Origin of the sequence: Nocardioides conyzicola, assembly GCF_039543825.1 — a bacterium.
In the GTDB taxonomy this organism is placed as follows: domain Bacteria; phylum Actinomycetota; class Actinomycetes; order Propionibacteriales; family Nocardioidaceae; genus Nocardioides; species Nocardioides conyzicola.
This window is the reverse complement of the sequence record NZ_BAABKM010000002.1, coordinates 1,385,883-1,405,129: the sequence shown is the minus strand read 5'-3', so window position 1 is coordinate 1,405,129 and position 19,247 is coordinate 1,385,883. Positions and strand designations below refer to the sequence as shown.

Below are 19,247 nucleotides of genomic sequence, written 5' to 3'. Positions count from 1 at the left end.
GTGGGAACTACCCCGCTGAGACGTGGTTGACGCCTCCCATCGCGGGGGAAGGTGGACGACGTGACGACGAACGCGACCGCCGACCTGGCGCTCAGCGTGCACGGACCGGTCGGCGTGCTCGACCTGGTCGTGCCCGCGGGTGCCGCCGCGGTCGACGTGGCAGAGGTCTATGCCCGCCAGGCCGGGCTCCCGACCGTGCCCATCCTGTGCACCCGGATGGGTGCCGTCCTGCCGCCCGACCTCCCGCTGGCCCGCGCCGGGATCCGACCGGGAGACGTTCTGGTCGCGACCTCGGCGGTCGTGCCCGTGGCCGGCCGCGGACCCCGCGCGGCCGAGACCGGGCCGCCGGGGCGGCGTACGACGTGGGGCGTCACCGTGGTCGCCGTGCTCGCCGCCGCGTGCGCGGTCGCGGCCGGGTGGCTGGCGGCCATCGCCGCCTCCGACCAGCTCCGGCTGGCGACCGTCCTGGTGCTGCTGGGTGCGAGCGTGGTCGCCGTGCTCCCGGTCGGTCGGTACGCCGCCCATCGGGCGATCGCCGCGCCGGCCTTCGCCGCGGCCGCCGCGCTCGCCATCGCCTGGGACAGCCACGCCGAGCGGATGCCGATGATCCTCGGCCTCTGCGCCCTGGTCGCCGCGCTCACCGCGGCGGTCGCCCGGTCGCTCGGTCGCGAGGCCGACGAGGCCCTCCAGGTGTGGATCGTGTCCGGCTCCCTGCTCTTCGGCCTGACCTGGATGTCCACCCTGGCCGGTGCCCCGCCCCGGCTCACCTGGTCGCTGGTCCTGATGCTGGCGGTCCTCGCCGCCCGGGTCGTGCCGGGCCTGGTCGTCGACGTCCCGGACCAGTACCTCATCGACCTCGAACGCCTCGCCGTGACGGCCTGGTCGGCGCGCGAACGGACCGGCGGCAAGCGCGGCCGTGCGGTCGTCCCGAGCTCGGCCGTCTCCGCCGTGGCCGGCCACGGCACCCGGATGCTGACCGCCGCCACGGCGGCGATCGCGGTCCTCGCCGTGCTGTCCGCGCCGTTGCTCCTGAGCACCGCCACGCTCCGGGTGGACCGGATCGGCGCCCGCTGCCTGGTCGGCTTCGCCGGCGCCGCGTTGCTGCTGGCGGCCCGCAGCTACCGGCACCGCGGCGCCGGCGCCCTGCTGCGTACGGCGGGCCTCGGCTGCTGGCTCGTGCTCCTGGTCGTGCTGGTCCGCCTGATGGGCGAGACCGCCGTCCAGGCGACGACGATCGCCTCGGTGCTGCTCGGTGTCGTCCTGGTCATCAGTGCCGTCGCCACCGGGCGCGGCTGGCGCTCGGCGTGGTGGTCGCGCCGGGCCGAGGTGGCCGAGGGCCTGTGCGGCGCCCTGGTGGTCGCGTCGGTCGTGGTCTCGGCCGGGTGGTTCCGCGAGGTCTGGGAGATGGCCAGCCTCTGGGAACTGGGCCAGTGACCGGTGGATGGAATGCGCCTCCGAGTTGGGGACGGTGAGGTTTAGCCCACATGCCCTCGGGTAATCGACGCCTGTCCGGCTCGGGCTTACGGACCGGACTGATGTTCACCAGAACACCAATCAGTCTCGAAGCGGCCGATCGCCGCCACGGGGGAAGGAGTTGGCGCTATGTCGGGCGCAGCAGAGATGGGACAGGGTGAGGGCACACTCACCCGGGCCGCGGGACTTGTATCCGAGGCCAGGCAGGACTTCGATTCGATGAGCAAGACCCTGGACGGCCAGATCGCTGGCATCCAGGGCAAGTGGGCCGGTGCCGGTGGCACCGCTTTCCTCGCACTCCACCAGGCGTGGACCGAGAAGCAGCGCGTGATCACCAATGCCCTCAACGAGTTCGAGGCATCGCTGACCTCGACCGAGAAGGACAACCTCAACACCGACCAGACGCAGTCCTCCAACTACAGCCGGGTCGCCGGCCGGCTCAGCTGAGCCGCGAGCACCGGACAAGGAAGTGAGTGAGATGTCTCTCGACGGACTTCGCGTCAACCACGCCGGCCTCGACCAGGCCGCCCAGGACCTCGGTACGACGGTCAAGCACATCGATGACCGGCTCAACCGCCTCGAGTCGGAGCTCGCTCCGCTGCGCAGCGACTGGACCGGTAACGCCCAGCAGTCCTACCAGGTCGCCAAGACCAAGTGGGACAACGCCATGCAGGAGATGCGTGACCTCCTGCAGGAGACCAGCACCACCGTGCACCAGTCGAACGCCGACTACCGCGCCGCCGACCAGCGCGGCGCCGCTTCGTTCGAGATCTGACCGCACGTAGGTGAAGGGGTCGGCGCGGTGCGCCGGCCCCTTTACCGACGGCGCAGCCGGAAGGGTTCAGCCATGAGGGGAGGGAGAGCGACATGACGCAAGCGCCTGTGTCCTCGGGACTGGTGCGTGTGACGATCGCGTCCGGCAGCCGCCGGGTCGACCTCGTGCTCCCCGGTGCCGTACCGGTCGCCGAGCTGGTGCCCGAGCTGGCCCGCAGCGTCGGCCTGCTCGACCCGGGCACCGTCTACGGGGGCTACCGCCTGGTCACCGCCGACGGTCGCGAACTCGCCACCGACGCCGGCCTGGTGTCCCAGGGCGTCGAGGACGGCGGCCTGATCACGGTCGCCGCCGGCGTCGACGACGAGCCGCCGCGGGTCTACGACGACGTCGTCGAGGCGATGACCGACATCGTCGAGCACGACCTCAAGCCCTGGTCGCCGGCCGCGGGACGCCGTACCGCCCTCTGGGCCGCCGGCCTCTTCATGGTGCTCGGCGCCGTCGCCCTCCTGATCCAGCGCGACTCGGTGCTCGCCGGAGCGGCCGCCGTCGTGGTGTCCGCCGCGCTGGTGGTCGGCGCGATCGTCCTCTCCCGCGCCCAGCACGAACCCGTCGCAGCCGTCGCCGTGGCCTGGATGGGGATCCTGTACGCCGCCGTCGCGGGCCTGATGCTCGTGACCGACGGCCAGTTCTTCGGCCCGCCCGTGGCCGCCGCCGGTGGCGCCGCCCTCGGGGCCGGCCTGGTCTCGCTGGTCGGCCTGGGTCAGGGCCGCACGCTCGTGCTGCCGACCGTGGTCGCCGGCGCCGTCTTCCTGCTCACCGGGCTGCTCATGCAGTCCGCGGACTTCGACCCCGCCGTCGTGCTGACGGTCGCGCTGGTCGTGGTCGTCATCCTCGGCAGCGTCTTCCCCTGGCTCGCCCTCGGCGCGACCGGCACGTCGGTCGACCAGCTCTACGACGTCGCCGACATCACGGCCGAGCCCCGCCCCGTCGACCACGACCGGGTCGGCGCGGACGCCCGCATCGCCCACGAGATCCTGGTCGCCGTCTCCGCGACCGTCGGTCTGCTGCTCGTCCTGATCGCGCCGTTGACCGTGTCCCTCGGCCTGGCCGGCACCATCCTCGCGGTGCTGTGCAGCCTGGTCGTGATGCTGCGGACCCGGCAGTACCGCACGGGTCCGGAGGTCATGGTCGGCCTGGTCTCCGGGATCGTCGGGCTCGTGTCGTCGGCGGTCGCAGCCCTGTGGCTGCACCCCGACTGGCGTCCCACGATCGCCGTCGTGCTGGCCGCCACCGGAGCCGTCCTCCTCGCCGTGACGCTGCTCCCGGCCGTGCCGTCCGTCCGCCGCGGGCGTCTCGGTGACGTCGCCGAGAGCATCGCGCTCCTGGGCCTGCTGCCGGTGCTGGTGGTGGCCGTCGGCCTGTTCACGGCGATCCGGAGCTAGGGCGCGACGTGGCAACCAAGAAGGACCTGGTCGAGGCCTACTCGTTCAGTCGCCGCCGGTTGGTGACGGCGTTCGTCTCCGGCGCCCCCGGTGGCCGTGAGGTCGAGCCGGCGCGCCCCGGTCGCACGATCATCGGCGGTCTCGCCCTCGCCGTGCTCCTCGGGGCCGGCGCCGCGATCACCGGTGTCTTCTCGCCGACCGCGCCGAGCGACTGGAAGAAGGAAGGGCTGATCATCTCGAAGGACACGGGCTCGGCGTACGTCATCGTGAAGGCGAGCAGCGACCCGGAGCTGCGGCCGGTCCTCAACTCGACGAGCGCCAAGCTGATCCTCGGCTCCGACGCCAAGCCGACGCTGATGTCGCAGGACGTCATCGACGACCAGCGCATCGGTGACGACATCGGCATCTTCGGTGCCCCGGTCAACGTGCCCACCTCGTCCCTCCTCATCGGCTCCGGCTGGACCGCGTGCACGGCTGCGAACGCCGGCGTCAAGCTGTCCATCTCCACCGCCCCGGACGTCTCAGCCGTGCCCAAGACCGGGATCACGGTCAGCAACGGCAACGATCTCTACGTCGTCCTGCCGACCGCAGGCACCGGGCGGCCCGGCGCACCCGACCCGGGCGCCTACGTCTACCCCGTGCCCGCCCAGGGCTCGTACGGCGACCAGACCGACAACCTCCTGAGCGCGATCCACGTGCAGACCACCGGCGACGCGATCCCGGTCAGCCGCGACTGGATCAGCCTCTTCCCGACGGGTGCCCCGCTGGACTGGAGCAGCTTCGGGATCAAGGACTTCGGGAAGAAGCCGACGTACGCCAACAGCGACGACACCGGCCTCCTCGCCGACAAGTCCGTCGGGGACCTGCTCGTGGCGGGTGACCAGCAGCTGCTGCTCACCGACACCGGTCCGCGACAGCTCTCGGACTTCGCCGCCCTCGTCTACCGCAACGTGGTCGCCCCGAGCAACGCCGTCGTGACGCCGATTGACGTGGACGCCCCTCCTCGCGTCAGCCGCGAGGCGGACCGCGACCAGGATGCCCACTGGCCCGACGAGCCGCCGGACTTCTCCATCGACGAACCGTGCGCGCAGCTGACCTCGGAGCACGGGTCGGCGCCGATCGTGCAGCTGACGGCACCGGGACCGGAGTCCGGCGCGGCGGACGTGCCGGAGGGCAAGAAGGAGCCGGTGGTCGCTCCCGGCCGCGGCGCCTACGTGCTGTCCGGCGGCTGGGCCGACACCGACCACGGTTCGCCGTTCGTCATCGACTCGAAGGGACGGGCCAACCCGATCGTGGGTGACGACGCCCCCGAGTTCCTCGGCTACGGCAGCTACCCCGTGGCGGTGGTGCCTGACACCTGGGTGAAGCTCTTCGGCTGCGGGGTCAACCTCTCCCGCGATGCCGCCCTGTCCCCGCCGGGTGATGTGGAAAGCTCCCGATGCGGCTGAGGACGGCGCTCGTGGGCACGACGGCGCTCGGTGCGGTCGGCCTCGGTCTGGTCGTGCCCACCGCTCCGGCGTACGCCGCCGACAACGCCTGCCTCGCGGTGGAGCAGACGACCCCGGGCACCGACACCTCCCGCCCCAGCGCGCCGCTGGCCATGCTCGGGGTCGAGGCCGCTCAGCAACATGTCGCCCGGTTCGGCAGCTCCAGCGGGACGCCCGTGCGGGTGGCCGTGGTGAGCTCGGGCGTGCGTTTCGGGGACGCCGGCGTGATCCCGCTCTGGTCGTTGAAGGACCTGTCCGGTGTGGGGGGCGACATCGTCGACCCGCAAGGGACCGAGATCGCCGGACTGGTCTCCGGGGTCCCCCGCAAGGACGGCCAACCGGTCGGCGTCGCGCCGGCCGCGCAGATCATCGACGCCCGGGTGTTCGTCGACAGCGACTCCAACGAGGCGCGCGAGCGACCGGCGCCGGCGACCCTGGCTGCGGGCCTGAACTGGGTCGCCGACGAGGCTCGCCCGCTCAACATCAAGGTTGCCGTGGTCCCGTTCGTCGTGCCTGACAGCCAAGAGCTGCGCCGAGCGGTCAAGCGGCTCCAGGATGCGGGCACGGTCGTGGTGGCAGCGAGCGGTGACCGGCCCGGCGAGGGCGCGGCCTTCGCCGCGGACTTCAAGAGTCCGGCCGCCAAGGACGAGGACGCAGGCCCCCTCTTCTTCCCGGCCGGCTACCCCGGAGTGGTGGCGGTCAACGCGACCGGCACCGGCGACCCGGCCGGCGCACTCGCCAGCGTGGTCAAGAACTCGCGCACGGCGGTCGCTGCCCCGACGTACGACGCGGTGTCCTACGGCCTCAACGAGCACACCTGCCTGGTCCAGCCGACCTCGACGGCCGCGGCCGCCGGCATCGTGGCCGGCGTGGTCGCCCTGCTGTGGCAGCGCTATCCCAAGGAACGAGCGGCACAGATCGCTGCCCGGCTGATCAACACGGCGGACGGCACGACCGACGACCCGACGCCGCTGACCGGGTACGGCATCGTCCAGCCCTACGAGGCGCTCACCCGGCCGCTGGCGCCGTCCCGATCGGGCAAGGTGGAGCGCACGGTCGAGCAGAGCCGGCCCCAGACGCAGGCAGCGGCACCCGAGCCCGCCGACGACCTGCTCGCCAGTACGCGTGAGCACGCGGTCTGGTGGGGGCTGATCGGCGGCGGCCTGCTGGTGGTCGTGCTGATGCTGCGCCCCGTGCTCGCCCGGCGGAGAAGGGCCTGACGATGCTGGACCCCGAGCTCCCGTACCGCCGGATCACCTCTGGCGAGGCCAGCGCCGTCCGAGAACGTGGGCGCGTCCTGCGCGGAGCCGCCACGACGATCGACGGTGCCTGCGACGCGGTCCAGGAGGCGACCGGCATCCCGGTGTGGACCGGCGACGGTGCGACTGCGTTCGCCGTCCGCGCGACGGCGGTCCTCCAGGCCGCGGTCGGTGGTCGCGTGCTGCTGGCGCAGACCGCCAACGTGCTCGACCAGGTCGCCGCGGCGTACGCCGAGACCTGCACGGCCGCCGACCAGTCGATCGCCTTCTGGCGCAACCGGACCCCCGGCATGCCGGGGATCCTGGAGACCCTCCTCGCCGCTCTCGTCAGCGCGCAGCTCGCCGAGATCGGCAAGGGCTACGACGCCCAGCTCGCGGCCGCGACCGCCGTGCTCACGGGCGAGACCGACGGCCTCGACCTCGACGCCCTCGACGGTGACACCCGGGCCTGGGTCGAGCGCGGGCTGGACAAGACCGAGGACTGGCTCGACGAGTACGGCAGCACCAACGGTCCGCTGATCCCCAACACCCAGGCGACCGGCGACGGCCGCGGGCTCACGCCGCAGGGGCTGGGCTACGACCCGGCCAGCGGCATGCTGCTGCAGACCTACTACAAGGAGGGCCAGCCGTCGGTGCTCTCGGTCATCGACCCGCGCACCGGGCAGGAGGTCAACGAGGTCGTGCTCACCGCCGGCCGGAACGTCGACGAGCCGCTGGGGCACGCGGGCGGGGTGACCGTCGACGGCGACAACGTCCACGTGAGCTCCGGCAACTCGGTCTACACGTACTCGATGGACTCGATCACCGGAGCGAGTGCCGGGACACCGATCGACCCGACCTCGACCCAGGGCCTGGGTGAGGACGCGGACGGCGACCCGGTCAACGCGTCCTACACGTCGTTCCACGACGGCAAGCTGTACGTCGGCGACTTCGACGACAACACGCTCCGCGTCTACGAGAAGGGGTCCGACGGATCCTGGGTGCCGGGCTCGCCGCCGGCGTACACGACCCCTCCTCTGACGCAGGGGGTCGTGGTCCGCGACGACGGCTTCATCTACAGCACGTCCGAGGGCCGCACGAACTCCAGCACGATGATCGTCCAGCACGGTCACGGTGACTACGACGAGGGGTCGGCGAGCTCCTACGAGTTCCCCAACATGGCGGAGGGGATCGTGGAGGTGGACGGCCAGCTGGTCGCGACGTACGAGTCAGGCTCCGACGAGTACCAGCACGCGAAGGCGAGCGCCCTGCTGGACCGGCTCTTCGGGGGCAACGACGACGACGAGCTCTGGGCCAGCCCCTTCATGACGCAGACGCCGCTGAGCGCGCTCGGTCTGGCGACCGAGGGAGCGGCAGGTGAGCTGGAGGCCGAGCCGGAGAGCCTGACCAAGGCGGCCGCGGCACTCGGCGACCCCGCCTCGACGCTGAAGAAGCAGGCGGGCATCGTGGAGGGCGTGACCGTGCCCGCCCACCTGCTCGGAGACGTCCCGTCGGCCGGGGGGTTCAGCTCCGCGGTCACCGGCCGCGTCGACCCGGTCGGCCAGAGCACCCGTACGTCGGCCGCCGGGGTCGAGCTGCTGGCCGATGCACTGGAGGCGGCGAGCCACCACTACGTCGCGACGGACGACCACGTCAGCGCCGGCATGCGCCGACTGTCCGGGAGGCTCGGATGAGGGGGCGGCGCCTCGGGCCGGTGCTGCTCGCGCTGGTGCTGGCGAGCAGCGTGGCCGGGTGCGGTGACTCCGACGGCGGGGGTGGCGGGACGGACAGTGCCGACTGGCCGTCGGGCAAGCCCGCGGTCGACACCTCCGGCCTCGTCTACGCGGTCGGCGACACGGTGCACCTGGGCGACGACTCGTCGCTGGAGGTGGGCAAGAAGGTCGAGCACTTCGTGCTGGCCGGCGCCGGTGCCTACTTCACCGCGGGTGGGCACGATGCCGGCGGGGACGCCTCCTACTACGTCGACCCGCTCTACTACTCGACCGGCGACGGGAAGGCGAGGGAGGTGGCCCCCGATGCCTCGGACCTGACGGCGTCGGCCGACGGTCGCTACCTGATGTACATGGACATGGGCTCGGGCAAGAAGGACGGGTTCGGGACACCACAGGCCGTGGTGGTCGTCGTGGACACGACGACGGGGGACGAGGTCGCCCGGACGAGCGAGGGCATGGGTGACCCGGGCTCCGACGACGACCTCGCCGACCTCTACGAGGACGCCGAGCCGCAGCTCGAGGGCATCACCGCGGACACGGCGTACTACCAGGGCGCGCGCGACGACGTGGCGATCGACCTCTCCACGGGGAAGGTCGCCGTCCGCGGCGACGACGACAAGCCACCGTCGTCCGACGGCCTGCGCAGCCCGGACGGCCGCTGGACGGTCGAGGACGTCTACGAGGACTACGCACCCCAGGACCGCCTGGTCACCGCTGACGGCCAGCGCGTGCAGCTCACCGGAGTGCCCCCGAAGGTCGACCTCGTGAGGTGGATCAGCGACACGGTCGTCGCCGGCTCCGCGCTCGACGGCTCGGCCGATGCGGAGGGGCTGACGGCGGGTTCGACCGAGCCGCTCATCACGTGCGAGGCCACCAGCGGACGCTGCGAGATCGTGCCCGGACCGACCGCCGCCGACGTCGTCTTCCCGGAGAGCAGCGCCGCCGCCGGCTGACGGGGTAGGTCAGAGGGTCGTGATCAGGCCGCCGTCGATGACGACGTTCGACCCGGTGACGTTGCCGAAGCGCGGGCTGGCGAGCACCAGGACCAGGTCGGCGACCTCCTCGGGCCGGGTGAAGCGACCGGTCACCATCGACGCGGCCGCGCCGGCGGCGACGTCCTCGGGCGAGGCGCCGTGCGCCCCGCCGACCACGTCGGCCACGCCACCCTTGCCGAGCCACAGGTCGGTGGCCACCGGGCCCGGATCCACGCTGTTGACCCGGATGCCGTGCGGGCCGAGCTCCTTGGACAGCGACTTCGCCATGCTTCCGGCGGCGGCCTTGGCGGCCGAGTAGTCGAGGACCAGCGGGTCGGGCAGCCGGGCGTTGACCGAGCCGATGTTGACGATCGCGCCCGCGCCGTACGCCTGCATGACGGGGACGACGGCACGGATCGCCCGCACGCTCGCCATCAGGTCGAGCTCCAACGTGGCGTGCCACATCTCGTCGGTGATCTCGAGGAAGCCGTCGGGGCGGGGGTGCGCGCTGCCGACGTTGTTGACCAGCACGTCGACGCGCGGTCCGGCTGCGGCGACGAGCTGCGCGGGCCCGTCGGGCGTGGACAGGTCGACCTCGACGATCGTCACCTCGCCGCCGTCGGCGAGCGCCGCGAGCTCCGGGGTCGTCGACCTCGCGCCCGCCACCACTCGGGCGCCCTCGGCGACGAAGGCCCGGGTGACGGCGAGCCCGATGCCGCGGCTGGCTCCGGTGACGACGACGGTGCGGCCGGTGAGGTCGAGATCCATGCTTCGGACGCTAGGGCAGGCCGCGGCAGCTGACATCAGTCAGTCGACTGAGGTCGTGCGCCGTCAGGCGACGGTGAGCGTCACCTCGACGTTGCCGCGCGTGGCGTTGGAGTACGGACACACCTGGTGGGCCTTCTCGACGAGCTCCTCGGCCTGGGCCCGCTCGACGGCGGGCAGGCTGATCTCGAGCTGGACCGCGAGGCCGAACCCGCCGGCGTCGTTCATGCCGATCGAGACGTCGGCCACGACCTCGGAGTCGGTCACGTCGGCCTTGGCCTGTCCGGCGACCAGCTGCAGGGCCGAGTGGAAGCAGGCCGCGTAGCCGGCGGCGAAGAGCTGCTCCGGGTTGGTGGCGCCCCCCGCTCCGCCCATCTCCTTCGGGATGCGGACGTCGGCGTCGATGTGGCCGTCGGTGGACTGGACGTGGCCGTTGCGGCCCGCGCCGGTCGCAACAGCGCTGGCGGTGTAGAGGGGTTCCATGCCCTCGAACCTAGGCCGCGGGCGGTTGCCGGCGCCGTACCCGGAGAATCGCGAACGGCGCCGCACCGAGGTGCGACGCCGTTCGAGTGGCGGAGGATAGGGGATTCGAACCCCTGAGGGCTTTCACACCCAACCCGCTTTCCAAGCGAGCGCCATAGGCCACTAGGCGAATCCTCCGCGGAGGAGCGTACCCGTCGGCGTACGGCGCCGCGAAATCGCCCCGAGGGCCTCGGCGAGCCCCGTCTTGGAGGCCCGAGCCGGCCTCGCCTAGACTCTGCGCCAACCCCCCGCGTGGCGGCATCTCGCTCAACTCCCCCAGGGCCGGAAGGCAGCAAGGGTCGGCAAGCTCTGTCGGGTACGCGGGGGGCCTTCTTGTCCCCGGGTGTCGGGCCCGCCGGGCCGCTTGTAACGCCGGGTTACTGGCTCTCCCCGCCGTGCTGCAACCCCCTGGGTACAGCCGGTAACCCGGCGTTACATCCGCTGGTGCGATCCGCCCCCTCCGCCCGCCTACCGGGTGTCGGGACCGGTGGTTAGGGTTCATGCGTGGAGTCACCCCTCGCGCTGTACCGCCGCTACCGGCCGGAGACCTTCGAGGAGGTCATCGGCCAGGACCACGTCACCGAGCCGCTGCGCGCCGCACTCGCCCACAACCGGGTCAACCACGCCTACCTCTTCTCCGGGCCGCGCGGCTGCGGCAAGACGACCAGCGCCCGGATCCTGGCCCGGGCGCTCAACTGCGAGCAGGCGCCGATCGCCGACCCGTGCGGTGAGTGCGACAGCTGCAAGGACCTGGCCCGCGGCGGCCCGGGATCCATCGACGTCATCGAGATCGACGCCGCCTCGCACGGTGGTGTCGACGACGCCCGCGACCTGCGCGAGAAGGCGTTCTTCGCGCCGGTGCGCAGCCGCTACAAGGTCTACATCATCGACGAGGCCCACATGGTCACGACGCAGGGCTTCAACGCCCTGCTCAAGCTCGTCGAGGAGCCGCCTCCGCACCTGCGCTTCATCTTCGCCACGACCGAGCCCGACAAGGTGCTGCCGACCATCCGGTCGCGGACCCACCACTACCCGTTCCGGCTGATCCCCCCGCGGCTGCTCTCGTCGTACCTCTCCGAGCTCTGCGCCAAGGAGGGCGTGACGATCGACCAGGCCGCGCTGCCGCTGGTCGTGCGCGCGGGCGCCGGCTCGGCCCGCGACTCCCTGTCCGTCCTCGACCAGCTGCTGGGCGGCGCGGGGCCTGCGGGCGTGACCTACGAGCTCGCGTCGGGGCTGCTCGGCTACACCCCGGACACGCTGCTCGACGACGTCGTCGAGGCCTTCGCCGGCGGTGACGGTGCCGCCGTCTTCGGGGTGGTCGACAAGGTGATCGAGACCGGCCAAGACCCGCGCCGGTTCACCGAGGACCTGCTGCGCCGACTGCGCGACCTGGTGATCGTCGCCGCCGTGCCGGACGCCCCGGCGACCGGGCTCATCGACTGCTCCGAGGACCAGGGCCAGCGGCTCGTCGCCCAGGCCGCCCGGTTCGGACCCGCCGAGCTGAGCCGGGCCGCCGACATCGTCGCCTCGGGCCTGACCGAGATGCGCGGCGCGACCGCGCCGCGGCTGCTGCTCGAGCTGCTCTGTGCCCGCGTGCTGCTGCCCGGCTCGGACGACAACGTCAACGGCGTCCTGGCCCGGCTCGACCGGCTCGAGAAGCGGATGTCGATCAGCGGTGGTGCGCCCACGCCGACCGTTGCCGCCCCGGCCCCGCCCGCCCAGGACCGGCCGGCGCCGCCCGCCGACCGCCCCGCCGCACCCGACCCGGCCGCGGCGCGTCCGCAGCAGTCGATCCCGGACCCGTCGCCCGCGCCCGAGCCCACGCCCGAGCCGGACCCCTCGCCCATCCCGGAGCCGACGCCCGAGCCGGCGCCGGCTCCGGTGCCCAAGCCGTCCCCCACCCCCGAGCCGACCCCGGCACCCGTCGCCGCGGGCGGTTCGCTCACGCTGGTCGACGTACGCCGGCTGTGGCCCGACATCGTGGACGCGACCAAGGGCATGCGCCGGCTCGCGTGGATGCACCTCACCCAGAACTGCCAGGTCGTCGCGGTCGACGGCGACACGCTGACCCTGGGCTTCGCCAACGCGGGCGCCCGCGACTCCTTCGTGAGCGGTGGCTGCGACGACGTGCTCCGCCAGGCCGCGGTCGACGTGGTCGGCGCGAGCTGGAAGATCGACACGATCGTCGACCCCAGCGCCCAGGCGGAGGGCACGCCGACCGTGACCAAGCCCGCGACCGCGCCGGCCGCACCGGTGGAGCCGGCGGCACCGCAGGCGTCGGCACCGTGGGACCCGCCGGCTGCAACACCGGGGCCCGAGGCGACGGCGGCGGCCAGCGCCGCCGCGCGAGAGGCGATCCAGCAGACTCGGTCGGCCGACGAGCCGCCCGAGCAGCGCGGCCCGGACTGGGCGACGGCCGACGCCGACGCCCACCCCGACGACCTCGACGCCGAGCACCAGGGCGTCAGCACCGCCGAGCTGCTCCAACGGGAGCTCGGCGCCTCGATGATCGAGGAGATCCCCCACCAGTGACCACGCACGACCGAGAGGTGCAGATCCCATGAGCCAGAGTCCCTTCGACGCCCTCGGCGGCGGTGGTTTCGACATGAACGCGCTGCTCCAGCAGGCCCAGCAGATGCAGGAGCAGCTCGCCAGCGCCCAGGCGCAGCTGGCCGACACGGTCGTCGACGGCACCGTCGCCGGCGGCGCCGTGACCGTCCAGGTCAACGGCGTCGGCGAGCTGGTCGGCGTCGAGATCAAGGCGGGGGGCTTCGACGGCAGCAGCGTCGACGACCTCTCCGACCTCGGCGACATGATCGTCGCCGCCTACCGGGACGCCAAGGCGCAGGCCGACGCGCTCGCCGGCGAGGCCCTCGGTCCGCTCGCCGGAGGTGGACTGCCCGAGGGCGGCCCCCTCGGGCAGCTCGGCTTCTAGCGGGTCTGCGTTGTACGAAGGCGTTGTCCAAGACCTGATCGACGAGCTCGGTCGGCTTCCGGGCGTCGGTCCCAAGAGCGCGCAGCGGATCGCGTTCCACCTGCTGCAGGCCGACCCGACCGACGTACGCCGTCTCGCCGACGTGCTGATCGAGGTCAAGGCGAAGGTCAAGTTCTGCAGCATCTGCTTCAACGTCTCCGAGGACGACCAGTGCCGCATCTGCCGCGACCCTCGGCGCGACCCGACGGTGCTGTGCGTCGTGGAGGAGTACAAGGACGTGGTCGCGATCGAGCGCACCCGTGAGTTCCGGGGCCGCTACCACGTGCTCGGCGGTGCGATCTCGCCGATCGACGGCATCGGGCCCGACCAGCTGCGCATCCGCGAGCTCATGGTCCGGCTGTCCGACGGCACCATCACCGAGACGATCCTCGCGACCGACCCCAACCTGGAGGGTGAGGCGACCGCGACGTATCTCACCCGCATGCTCAAGCCGATCGGCTTGCGTGTGACGCGATTGGCGAGTGGACTGCCGGTAGGCGGCGACCTCGAGTATGCCGACGAAGTGACGCTCGGCCGAGCGTTCGTAGGAAGGCGATCCGCAGATGACTGAGACCCGACAGACCACCCCCGTGGTCGACGCAGCGACGGCGGAGTTCGCCGGGCAGATCGCCGATCAGATCGAGAGCTTCCTGATCGCGCTGCGCGCGATCGCGCGGGAGGCCGACGGTGGTCGCGGCATCTCGCTGCTGCTGCTCGAGATCAGCCAGGTGTCGCTCGCCGGCGCCCGGCTCGGTGCCCAGCAGGACTTCACCCCGATCGCGGAGTACCAGCCCGACGTCGGCCCCGAGGCCGACCTCGACGAGATGCGGCTGGCGCTGGCCGACCTGCTCGGCGGTCTGGACACCTACGCGTTCGTGTTCGACCCGTACGTGCCCGAGGTGGTCGAGAGCCAGCTCTCCGACGACCTGACGAGCATCGCGACCGACCTCGAGAACGGGCTGCGCCACTACCGGCTCGGCAACGTCTACGAGGCGCTGTGGTGGTGGCAGTTCTCGTACGTCGCCTCCTGGGGCAACCTCGCCGGCGCCGCCCTCAACGCGCTGCTCTCCGTGGTTGCCCACGACCGTCTCGACGCGGACGCCCCGGTCGAGGAGGAGGAGCTGCTCGCGGTCGCCGATGAGATACTCGATTCGGCGGATCCTGAGTCTCGGTAGAATCGCCCGCGGACACACCTCGAGCATCAAGGACCGCACCGTGGGCATTGTCGTGCAGAAGTACGGCGGATCGTCGGTCGCTGACGCGACCGGTATCAAGCGCGTCGCGCAACGCATCGTCAACACCCGCCGGGCGGGCAACGACGTGGTCGTCGTCGTGTCGGCCATGGGCGACTTCACCGACGAGCTGCGCGACCTCGCCGAGCAGGTGACGCCGCTGCCGCCCCCGCGCGAGCTCGACATGCTGCTCACCGCCGGCGAGCGCATCTCGATGGCGCTGGTCGCGATGGCGATCGCCCAGCTCGGCCACAAGGCGCAGTCGTTCACCGGCTCGCAGGCCGGCGTGATCACCGACTCCAAGCACGGCAAGGCGAAGATCATCGACATCACGCCGGGTCGGATCGAGGCGGCGATCCAGGACGGCGCGATCGCGATCGTCGCCGGCTTCCAGGGTGTCTCGCAGGACACCAAGGACGTCACCACCCTGGGTCGCGGCGCCTCCGACACCACCGCCGTCGCCCTGGCTGCGGCGCTGGGCGCCGAGGTCTGCGAGATCTACAGCGACGTCGACGGCGTCTTCACCGCCGACCCGCGGATCGTCCCGGCCGCCCGCAAGCTCGACCAGATCTCCACCGAGGAGATGCTCGAGATGGCGGCCTCCGGGGCCAAGATCCTCCACCTGCGGTGCGTCGAGTACGCCCGCCGCTACGACATGCCGATCCACGTGCGCTCCTCCTTCTCCCAGAAGGAAGGCACCTGGGTCATTCCGGACAGCCAGGCAGGAGCCATGAACATGGAGCAGGCGATTATCTCCGGTGTCGCACACGACCGGAGCGAGGCCAAGATCACCGTGGTCGGCGTCCCCGACAAGGTCGGCGAGGCCGCCCGGATCTTCGAGGCCCTCGCGGCCACCGAGGTCAACATCGACATGGTCGTGCAGAACGTCTCCGCGGCCGCGACCGGCCTCACCGACATCTCCTTCACGCTGCCGCGCGCCGACGGCCAGTCCGCGATGGGCGCCCTGGCGCGGATCCAGGACGAGGTCGGCTACGACAAGCTGCTGTACGACGACCAGATCGGCAAGGTCTCGCTGATCGGTGCCGGCATGCGCTCGCACCCCGGCATCACCGCCCGGTTCTTCGCGGCGCTCGCCTCCGCCGGCGTCAACATCGAGATGATCTCCACCTCCGAGATCCGGATCTCCGTGATCGTCGCCGAGTCGCAGATCGACGAGGCCGTCCGGTCGACCCACACGGCGTTCGACCTGGACGCCGCCGAGGTCGAGGCGGTCGTGTACGGCGGGACCGGTAGGTAGACATGGGCATCAACCTCGGCATCGTCGGCGCCACCGGCCAGGTCGGCGTCGCCATGCGCCAGATCCTCGAGGAGCGCGGCTTCGCGGTCGACCAGATCCGCTTCTTCGCCTCCGCCCGCTCGGCCGGCAAGGTGCTGTCCTTCAACGGCCCCAACGGTCTGCAGCGTGTGGTCGTCGAGGACGCCGAGACCGCGGATCCGACCGGTCTCGACATCGCGCTCTTCTCGGCTGGTGCGACCACGTCGCGCGCGCTGGTCCCGAAGTTCGTCGACGCCGGTGTGATCGTCGTCGACAACTCCAGTGCGTTCCGCAAGGACCCCTCGATCCCACTGGTCGTCTCGGAGGTCAACCCGGAGGCGATGGCCGGTGTGATCGCCGCCGGTCGCGGCATCATCGCCAACCCCAACTGCACGACGATGGCCGCCATGCCGGTCCTCAAGCCGCTGCACGACGAGGCCGGGCTGGTCCGGTTGATCGCCTCGACCTACCAGGCCGTCTCCGGCTCCGGCGTCGCCGGTGTCGAGGAGCTGGCCAGCCAGGTCGCCGCGGCCGGCGACAAGGCCACCGAGCTCGCGTACGACGGCGCCGCGGTCACCTTCCCGGACTCGGTGAAGTACGAGCGGACCATCGCCTACAACGTCGTCCCCCTCGCCGGCTCGATCGTCGACGACGGCCTCGACGAGACCGACGAGGAGCAGAAGCTCCGCAACGAGTCGCGCAAGATCCTCGGTCTCCCGGACCTGCCGGTCTCCGGCATCTGTGTGCGGGTGCCGGTCTTCACCGGCCACTCGCTGGCGATCAACGCCGAGTTCGCGCGGCCGCTGACCCCTCAGCGTGCCCGCGAGCTGCTGTCCGGGGCTCCGGGCGTCGAGCTCTCCGACATCCCCAACCCGCTGCAGGCCGCGGGCCAGGACCCGTCGTACGTCGGGCGGATCCGGCAGGACGAGGGTGTCCCCGGCGAGCGGGGGCTGGCGCTGTTCGTCTCGAACGACAACCTGCGCAAGGGCGCCGCGCTCAACACGGTGCAGATCGCGGAGCTGATCGCGGCCGCGCGCTAGACCGGCTCAGCCCCCGTCGGACTCGATGACGGCCGTGCTGAGCCAGTGCGCGCCCGCGAACGTCGCGGCACAGAGCAGCGGGATCACGACCACCACCGCGGGCTGGTCGAGGTGGTCGATGAGCGCGACCAGCACGACTACAGCGGCGACGCCGACGCCCAGGAGGCTGCTGCTGACCGGGTCCGGCACGTGGGTCAGTCGGAGCAGCAGGGCGCCCACGAGCACGGCGACGGCCACGACCAGCCCGAGCATCGGATAGCCCGCCGTCCCGCAGCTGGAGGTGCCCTGCACCCGCTCGCAGGTCTGCAGTGAGCCCCAGGTCAGGGCGACGAGCACGAGGCCGACCAGCAGGCCGGTGACGACGACGGCCGCCCAGCCTCCGGGCAGCCGCACCGACGGTCGGGGACGGCGTGGCTTGGGGGCCGGTGCGGCCGCCTCGACGGGAGGCGCCTCGAGGACCGTGGTCTGCTCGACGACCGTCGGCTCCGGCTGGGGGGTCGGTGCCGCCTGCGGCGGCTCGACGACCGTCTCCGCCTCCGGAACGGGTGCCTGCTCACCGCTGGGCGCGGCCGGCTCGGCGGCGCGGTCCTTGCGCTTGCGGCGTCGTAGACGCGGGAGCTCGAGCTCCAGGGAGGGCTCGTCGCGCTCGGGTTCGACCATGCCCGGCAGCATTCCACCAGTACGGCGTGGGAAACCAGGCCCGAAGACAGCAGGACCCGGATCCGCGGTGCGGATCCGGGTCCCAGCTGTCGGGCTGACAGGATTTGAACCTGCGGCCTCTTCGTCCCGAACGAAGCGCGCTACCAAGCTGCGCCACAGCCCGATCGACCCACCGGAGCAGGCCGGGGGCAACCATACCCGAGCACCTCCGGCCCACTGAAATCGGTTCAGCGGTTGGCGGCGACCAGCGTCAGCAGCGTCGCCTCCGGGCGGCACGCGACCCGGATCCGGGCGTACGGACTGGTGCCGAGCCCGGCCGAGACGTGCAGCCACGCAGAGTCCGGATCCCCGGGCCGGGAGGCGGCGGGATGCCGGTGCAGGCCCTTCGCGCGGGCCGGCTCGAGGTCGCAGTTGGTCGTCAGCGCTCCGAAGCCCGGCAGGCACACCTGGCCGCCGTGGGTGTGACCGGCGAGCACCGCGTCGTACCCGTCCGCGACGTACTGGTCGAGCACCCGCAAGTACGGCGCGTGCGCGACACCCAGCCGCAGATCGGCGGACGGGTCGGCAGGCCCGGCCACGTCGTCGAGCCGGTCGTAGCCGAGGTGCGGGTCGTCGACCCCCGCGAACGCGATCCGGACCCCGCGCACCTCCAGCGTCGCGCGCCGGTTGGTGAGGTCGGCCCACCCCGCACTGCTGAACCCGTCGCGGAGGTCGGGCCAGGGGAGCTGGGGCGTGTCGGTGTGCCGGGTGCCGTCGTCGGGCAGCAGGTAGCGCACCGGGTTGCGCAGGCTGGGGACGAAGTAGTCGTTGGAGCCGAAGACGAAGACGCCGGGGACATCGAGCAGCCGGCCGAGGGAGTCCAGGACGACCGGGACCGAGTCGCGGTGCGACAGGTTGTCGCCGGTGTTGACCACCAGGTCGGGCCGCAGGTCGGCGAGCCCGCGGAGCCAGCCCTGCTTGCGGGTCTGGCCCGGCGTCATGTGCACGTCGCTGAGGTGCAGGACCCGGAGGTCCGGGCTGCCGGGCGGCAGGACCGGCACCGTGACGCGGCGCAGCGTGTAGGCGCGGGCCTCGGCCAGGGCGTACGCCGTCAGCGCGGCCCCGCTCGCGACCCCGGTGCCGACGACGCCCAGCGCGGTACGGCGGACGGCGGCGCGGAGGGTCACGCCGGCAAGGCTGCCACAATGGAGAAATGAGTGACCTCAAGGACCGACTGCGCGCCGACCTCACCACCGCCATCAAGTCCCGTGACGAGGTCCGGTCCTCGACCCTGCGGATGGTGCTGGCGGCCATCACCAACGCCGAGGTCGCGGGCAAGCAGGCCCGCGAGCTGAGCGACGACGACATCATCGGCGTGCTCTCGTCCGAGGCCAAGAAGCGACGCGAGGCGGCCACGGCGTTCGCCGACGGCGGCCGGGCCGAGATGGCGGCGAAGGAGGTCGCGGAGGCGGCCGTGATCGCCGACTACCTCCCGGCCCAGCTCAGCGACCAGGAGATCGCCGACCTGGTGACCGCCGCCGTCGCCCAGGTCGGCGCCGCCGGCGAGGGCATGAAGGCCATGGGCAAGGTGATGGGCGTCGTCACGCCGCAGGTCAAGGGCCGGGCCGACGGCGGCGCCGTTGCCGCGGAGGTACGCCGCCAGCTCGGCGCCTGACG

The 19,247-nt window shown here is 72.2% G+C and carries 19 protein-coding genes, 2 tRNA genes and 1 other RNA gene; 16 read left to right on the top strand and 6 right to left on the bottom strand.

The features are described 5' to 3' along the window. Positions 1–60: 60 nt before the first annotated feature. The 8 genes from ABEA34_RS09920 to ABEA34_RS09885 all read left to right on the top strand — a co-directional run bounded on the left by ABEA34_RS09920 (position 61) and on the right by ABEA34_RS09885 (position 9,101). Positions 61–1,434: a hypothetical protein gene (locus tag ABEA34_RS09920; RefSeq protein WP_345521089.1), complete on the top strand. Its 1,374-nt coding sequence runs from the start codon at positions 61–63 to the stop codon at positions 1,432–1,434. Positions 1,435–1,602: 168 nt separating this feature from the next. Next, positions 1,603–1,920, top strand: coding sequence for a WXG100 family type VII secretion target (locus ABEA34_RS09915; RefSeq protein WP_345521088.1), 318 nt, complete (start codon positions 1,603–1,605; stop codon positions 1,918–1,920). A gap of 31 nt (positions 1,921–1,951) precedes the next feature. Beyond that, complete coding sequence (locus tag ABEA34_RS09910; RefSeq protein ID WP_345521087.1) at positions 1,952–2,248, top strand: WXG100 family type VII secretion target; 297 nt, start codon at positions 1,952–1,954, stop codon at positions 2,246–2,248. A gap of 92 nt (positions 2,249–2,340) precedes the next feature. Further along, positions 2,341–3,690 (top strand): type VII secretion integral membrane protein EccD, encoded by a 1,350-nt coding sequence (gene eccD / locus ABEA34_RS09905; protein WP_345521086.1) that lies wholly within the window; start codon positions 2,341–2,343, stop codon positions 3,688–3,690. Positions 3,691–3,698: 8 nt separating this feature from the next. After that, a complete protein-coding gene (locus ABEA34_RS09900) occupies positions 3,699–5,138 on the top strand; it encodes a type VII secretion protein EccB (protein WP_345521085.1) in 1,440 nt (479 codons plus the stop codon). Continuing rightward, entirely contained in the window at positions 5,129–6,397 is a 1,269-nt protein-coding gene (locus ABEA34_RS09895; RefSeq protein ID WP_345521084.1) for a S8 family serine peptidase, read from the top strand. The genes ABEA34_RS09900 and ABEA34_RS09895 overlap by 10 nt, the downstream gene beginning before the upstream one ends. A 2-nt stretch (positions 6,398–6,399) precedes the next feature. Next, on the top strand, positions 6,400–8,109 hold the full coding sequence (locus ABEA34_RS09890) for a WXG100 family type VII secretion target (RefSeq protein WP_345521083.1): 1,710 nt from the start codon (positions 6,400–6,402) through the stop codon (positions 8,107–8,109). Then, a complete protein-coding gene (locus ABEA34_RS09885) occupies positions 8,106–9,101 on the top strand; it encodes a hypothetical protein (protein WP_345521082.1) in 996 nt (331 codons plus the stop codon). Before ABEA34_RS09890 ends, ABEA34_RS09885 begins: the two co-directional genes overlap by 4 nt. Before the next feature lie 9 nt (positions 9,102–9,110). Here ABEA34_RS09885 and ABEA34_RS09880 read toward each other — a convergent pair whose 3' ends face one another. The 3 genes from ABEA34_RS09880 to ABEA34_RS09870 form a co-directional block, all read right to left on the bottom strand. After that, the gene (locus tag ABEA34_RS09880) at positions 9,111–9,890 is read right to left on the bottom strand and encodes an SDR family NAD(P)-dependent oxidoreductase (RefSeq protein ID WP_345521081.1); all 780 of its coding nucleotides are present in this window, start codon (positions 9,888–9,890) and stop codon (positions 9,111–9,113) included. A gap of 63 nt (positions 9,891–9,953) precedes the next feature. Then, the gene (locus ABEA34_RS09875; protein ID WP_345521080.1) at positions 9,954–10,370 is read right to left on the bottom strand and encodes an organic hydroperoxide resistance protein; all 417 of its coding nucleotides are present in this window, start codon (positions 10,368–10,370) and stop codon (positions 9,954–9,956) included. 87 nt (positions 10,371–10,457) lie between these two features. Next, positions 10,458–10,547: transfer RNA gene (locus ABEA34_RS09870), tRNA-Ser, on the bottom strand. 104 nt (positions 10,548–10,651) lie between these two features. Here ABEA34_RS09870 and ffs point away from each other — a divergent pair. The 7 genes from ffs (at position 10,652) to ABEA34_RS09835 (ending at position 16,931) form a co-directional block, all read left to right on the top strand. Beyond that, positions 10,652–10,742, top strand: an RNA gene (gene ffs / locus ABEA34_RS09865) — signal recognition particle sRNA small type. Positions 10,743–10,913: 171 nt separating this feature from the next. Continuing rightward, positions 10,914–12,941, top strand: a complete 2,028-nt coding sequence (locus ABEA34_RS09860) for a DNA polymerase III subunit gamma and tau (RefSeq protein ID WP_345521079.1) — start codon at positions 10,914–10,916, stop codon at positions 12,939–12,941. A 28-nt stretch (positions 12,942–12,969) separates the two neighbouring features. Further along, positions 12,970–13,344, top strand: a complete 375-nt coding sequence (locus tag ABEA34_RS09855; RefSeq protein ID WP_345521078.1) for a YbaB/EbfC family nucleoid-associated protein — start codon at positions 12,970–12,972, stop codon at positions 13,342–13,344. 10 nt (positions 13,345–13,354) lie between these two features. Beyond that, on the top strand, positions 13,355–13,954 hold the full coding sequence (gene recR, locus ABEA34_RS09850; protein WP_345521077.1) for a recombination mediator RecR: 600 nt from the start codon (positions 13,355–13,357) through the stop codon (positions 13,952–13,954). Then, a complete protein-coding gene (locus ABEA34_RS09845) occupies positions 13,947–14,558 on the top strand; it encodes a DUF5063 domain-containing protein (RefSeq protein ID WP_345521076.1) in 612 nt (203 codons plus the stop codon). Before recR ends, ABEA34_RS09845 begins: the two co-directional genes overlap by 8 nt. Positions 14,559–14,598: 40 nt before the next feature. After that, the gene (locus ABEA34_RS09840) at positions 14,599–15,873 is read left to right on the top strand and encodes an aspartate kinase (protein ID WP_345521075.1); all 1,275 of its coding nucleotides are present in this window, start codon (positions 14,599–14,601) and stop codon (positions 15,871–15,873) included. A 2-nt stretch (positions 15,874–15,875) separates the two neighbouring features. Next, the gene (locus ABEA34_RS09835) at positions 15,876–16,931 is read left to right on the top strand and encodes an aspartate-semialdehyde dehydrogenase (protein WP_345521074.1); all 1,056 of its coding nucleotides are present in this window, start codon (positions 15,876–15,878) and stop codon (positions 16,929–16,931) included. Between the two features lie 6 nt (positions 16,932–16,937). On the opposite strand, the gene ABEA34_RS09830 is transcribed toward ABEA34_RS09835, so the two are convergent. The 3 genes from ABEA34_RS09830 to ABEA34_RS09820 form a co-directional block, all read right to left on the bottom strand. After that, positions 16,938–17,591 (bottom strand): hypothetical protein, encoded by a 654-nt coding sequence (locus tag ABEA34_RS09830; protein ID WP_345521073.1) that lies wholly within the window; start codon positions 17,589–17,591, stop codon positions 16,938–16,940. An 89-nt stretch (positions 17,592–17,680) separates the two neighbouring features. Further along, a tRNA-Pro gene (locus tag ABEA34_RS09825) sits at positions 17,681–17,754 on the bottom strand. Between the two features lie 64 nt (positions 17,755–17,818). Further along, positions 17,819–18,757, bottom strand: coding sequence for a metallophosphoesterase (locus ABEA34_RS09820; protein WP_345521072.1), 939 nt, complete (start codon positions 18,755–18,757; stop codon positions 17,819–17,821). A gap of 26 nt (positions 18,758–18,783) precedes the next feature. On the opposite strand from ABEA34_RS09820, the gene ABEA34_RS09815 reads away from it, so the two are divergent. Further along, positions 18,784–19,245, top strand: coding sequence for a GatB/YqeY domain-containing protein (locus ABEA34_RS09815; RefSeq protein ID WP_345521071.1), 462 nt, complete (start codon positions 18,784–18,786; stop codon positions 19,243–19,245). The last annotated feature ends 2 nt before the right edge of the window (positions 19,246–19,247 follow it).

Excerpts from the sequence above, each read along its gene's own strand:
- ABEA34_RS09885 (WP_345521082.1), top strand. The coding sequence starts at position 8,106 with ATGAGGGGGCGGCGCCTCGGGCCGGTGCTGCTCGCGCTGGTGCTGGCG.
- ABEA34_RS09895 (WP_345521084.1), top strand. The coding sequence starts at position 5,129 with ATGCGGCTGAGGACGGCGCTCGTGGGCACGACGGCGCTCGGTGCGGTC.
- ABEA34_RS09915 (WP_345521088.1), top strand. The coding sequence starts at position 1,603 with ATGTCGGGCGCAGCAGAGATGGGACAGGGTGAGGGCACACTCACCCGG.
- ABEA34_RS09830 (WP_345521073.1), bottom strand. The coding sequence starts at position 17,591 with ATGGTCGAACCCGAGCGCGACGAGCCCTCCCTGGAGCTCGAGCTCCCG.
- eccD (WP_345521086.1), top strand. The coding sequence starts at position 2,341 with ATGACGCAAGCGCCTGTGTCCTCGGGACTGGTGCGTGTGACGATCGCG.
- ABEA34_RS09875 (WP_345521080.1), bottom strand. The coding sequence starts at position 10,370 with ATGGAACCCCTCTACACCGCCAGCGCTGTTGCGACCGGCGCGGGCCGC.
- ABEA34_RS09835 (WP_345521074.1), top strand. The coding sequence starts at position 15,876 with ATGGGCATCAACCTCGGCATCGTCGGCGCCACCGGCCAGGTCGGCGTC.
- ABEA34_RS09880 (WP_345521081.1), bottom strand. The coding sequence starts at position 9,890 with ATGGATCTCGACCTCACCGGCCGCACCGTCGTCGTCACCGGAGCCAGC.
- ABEA34_RS09815 (WP_345521071.1), top strand. The coding sequence starts at position 18,784 with ATGAGTGACCTCAAGGACCGACTGCGCGCCGACCTCACCACCGCCATC.
- ABEA34_RS09890 (WP_345521083.1), top strand. The coding sequence starts at position 6,400 with ATGCTGGACCCCGAGCTCCCGTACCGCCGGATCACCTCTGGCGAGGCC.
- ABEA34_RS09855 (WP_345521078.1), top strand. The coding sequence starts at position 12,970 with ATGAGCCAGAGTCCCTTCGACGCCCTCGGCGGCGGTGGTTTCGACATG.
- ABEA34_RS09910 (WP_345521087.1), top strand. The coding sequence starts at position 1,952 with ATGTCTCTCGACGGACTTCGCGTCAACCACGCCGGCCTCGACCAGGCC.
- ABEA34_RS09845 (WP_345521076.1), top strand. The coding sequence starts at position 13,947 with ATGACTGAGACCCGACAGACCACCCCCGTGGTCGACGCAGCGACGGCG.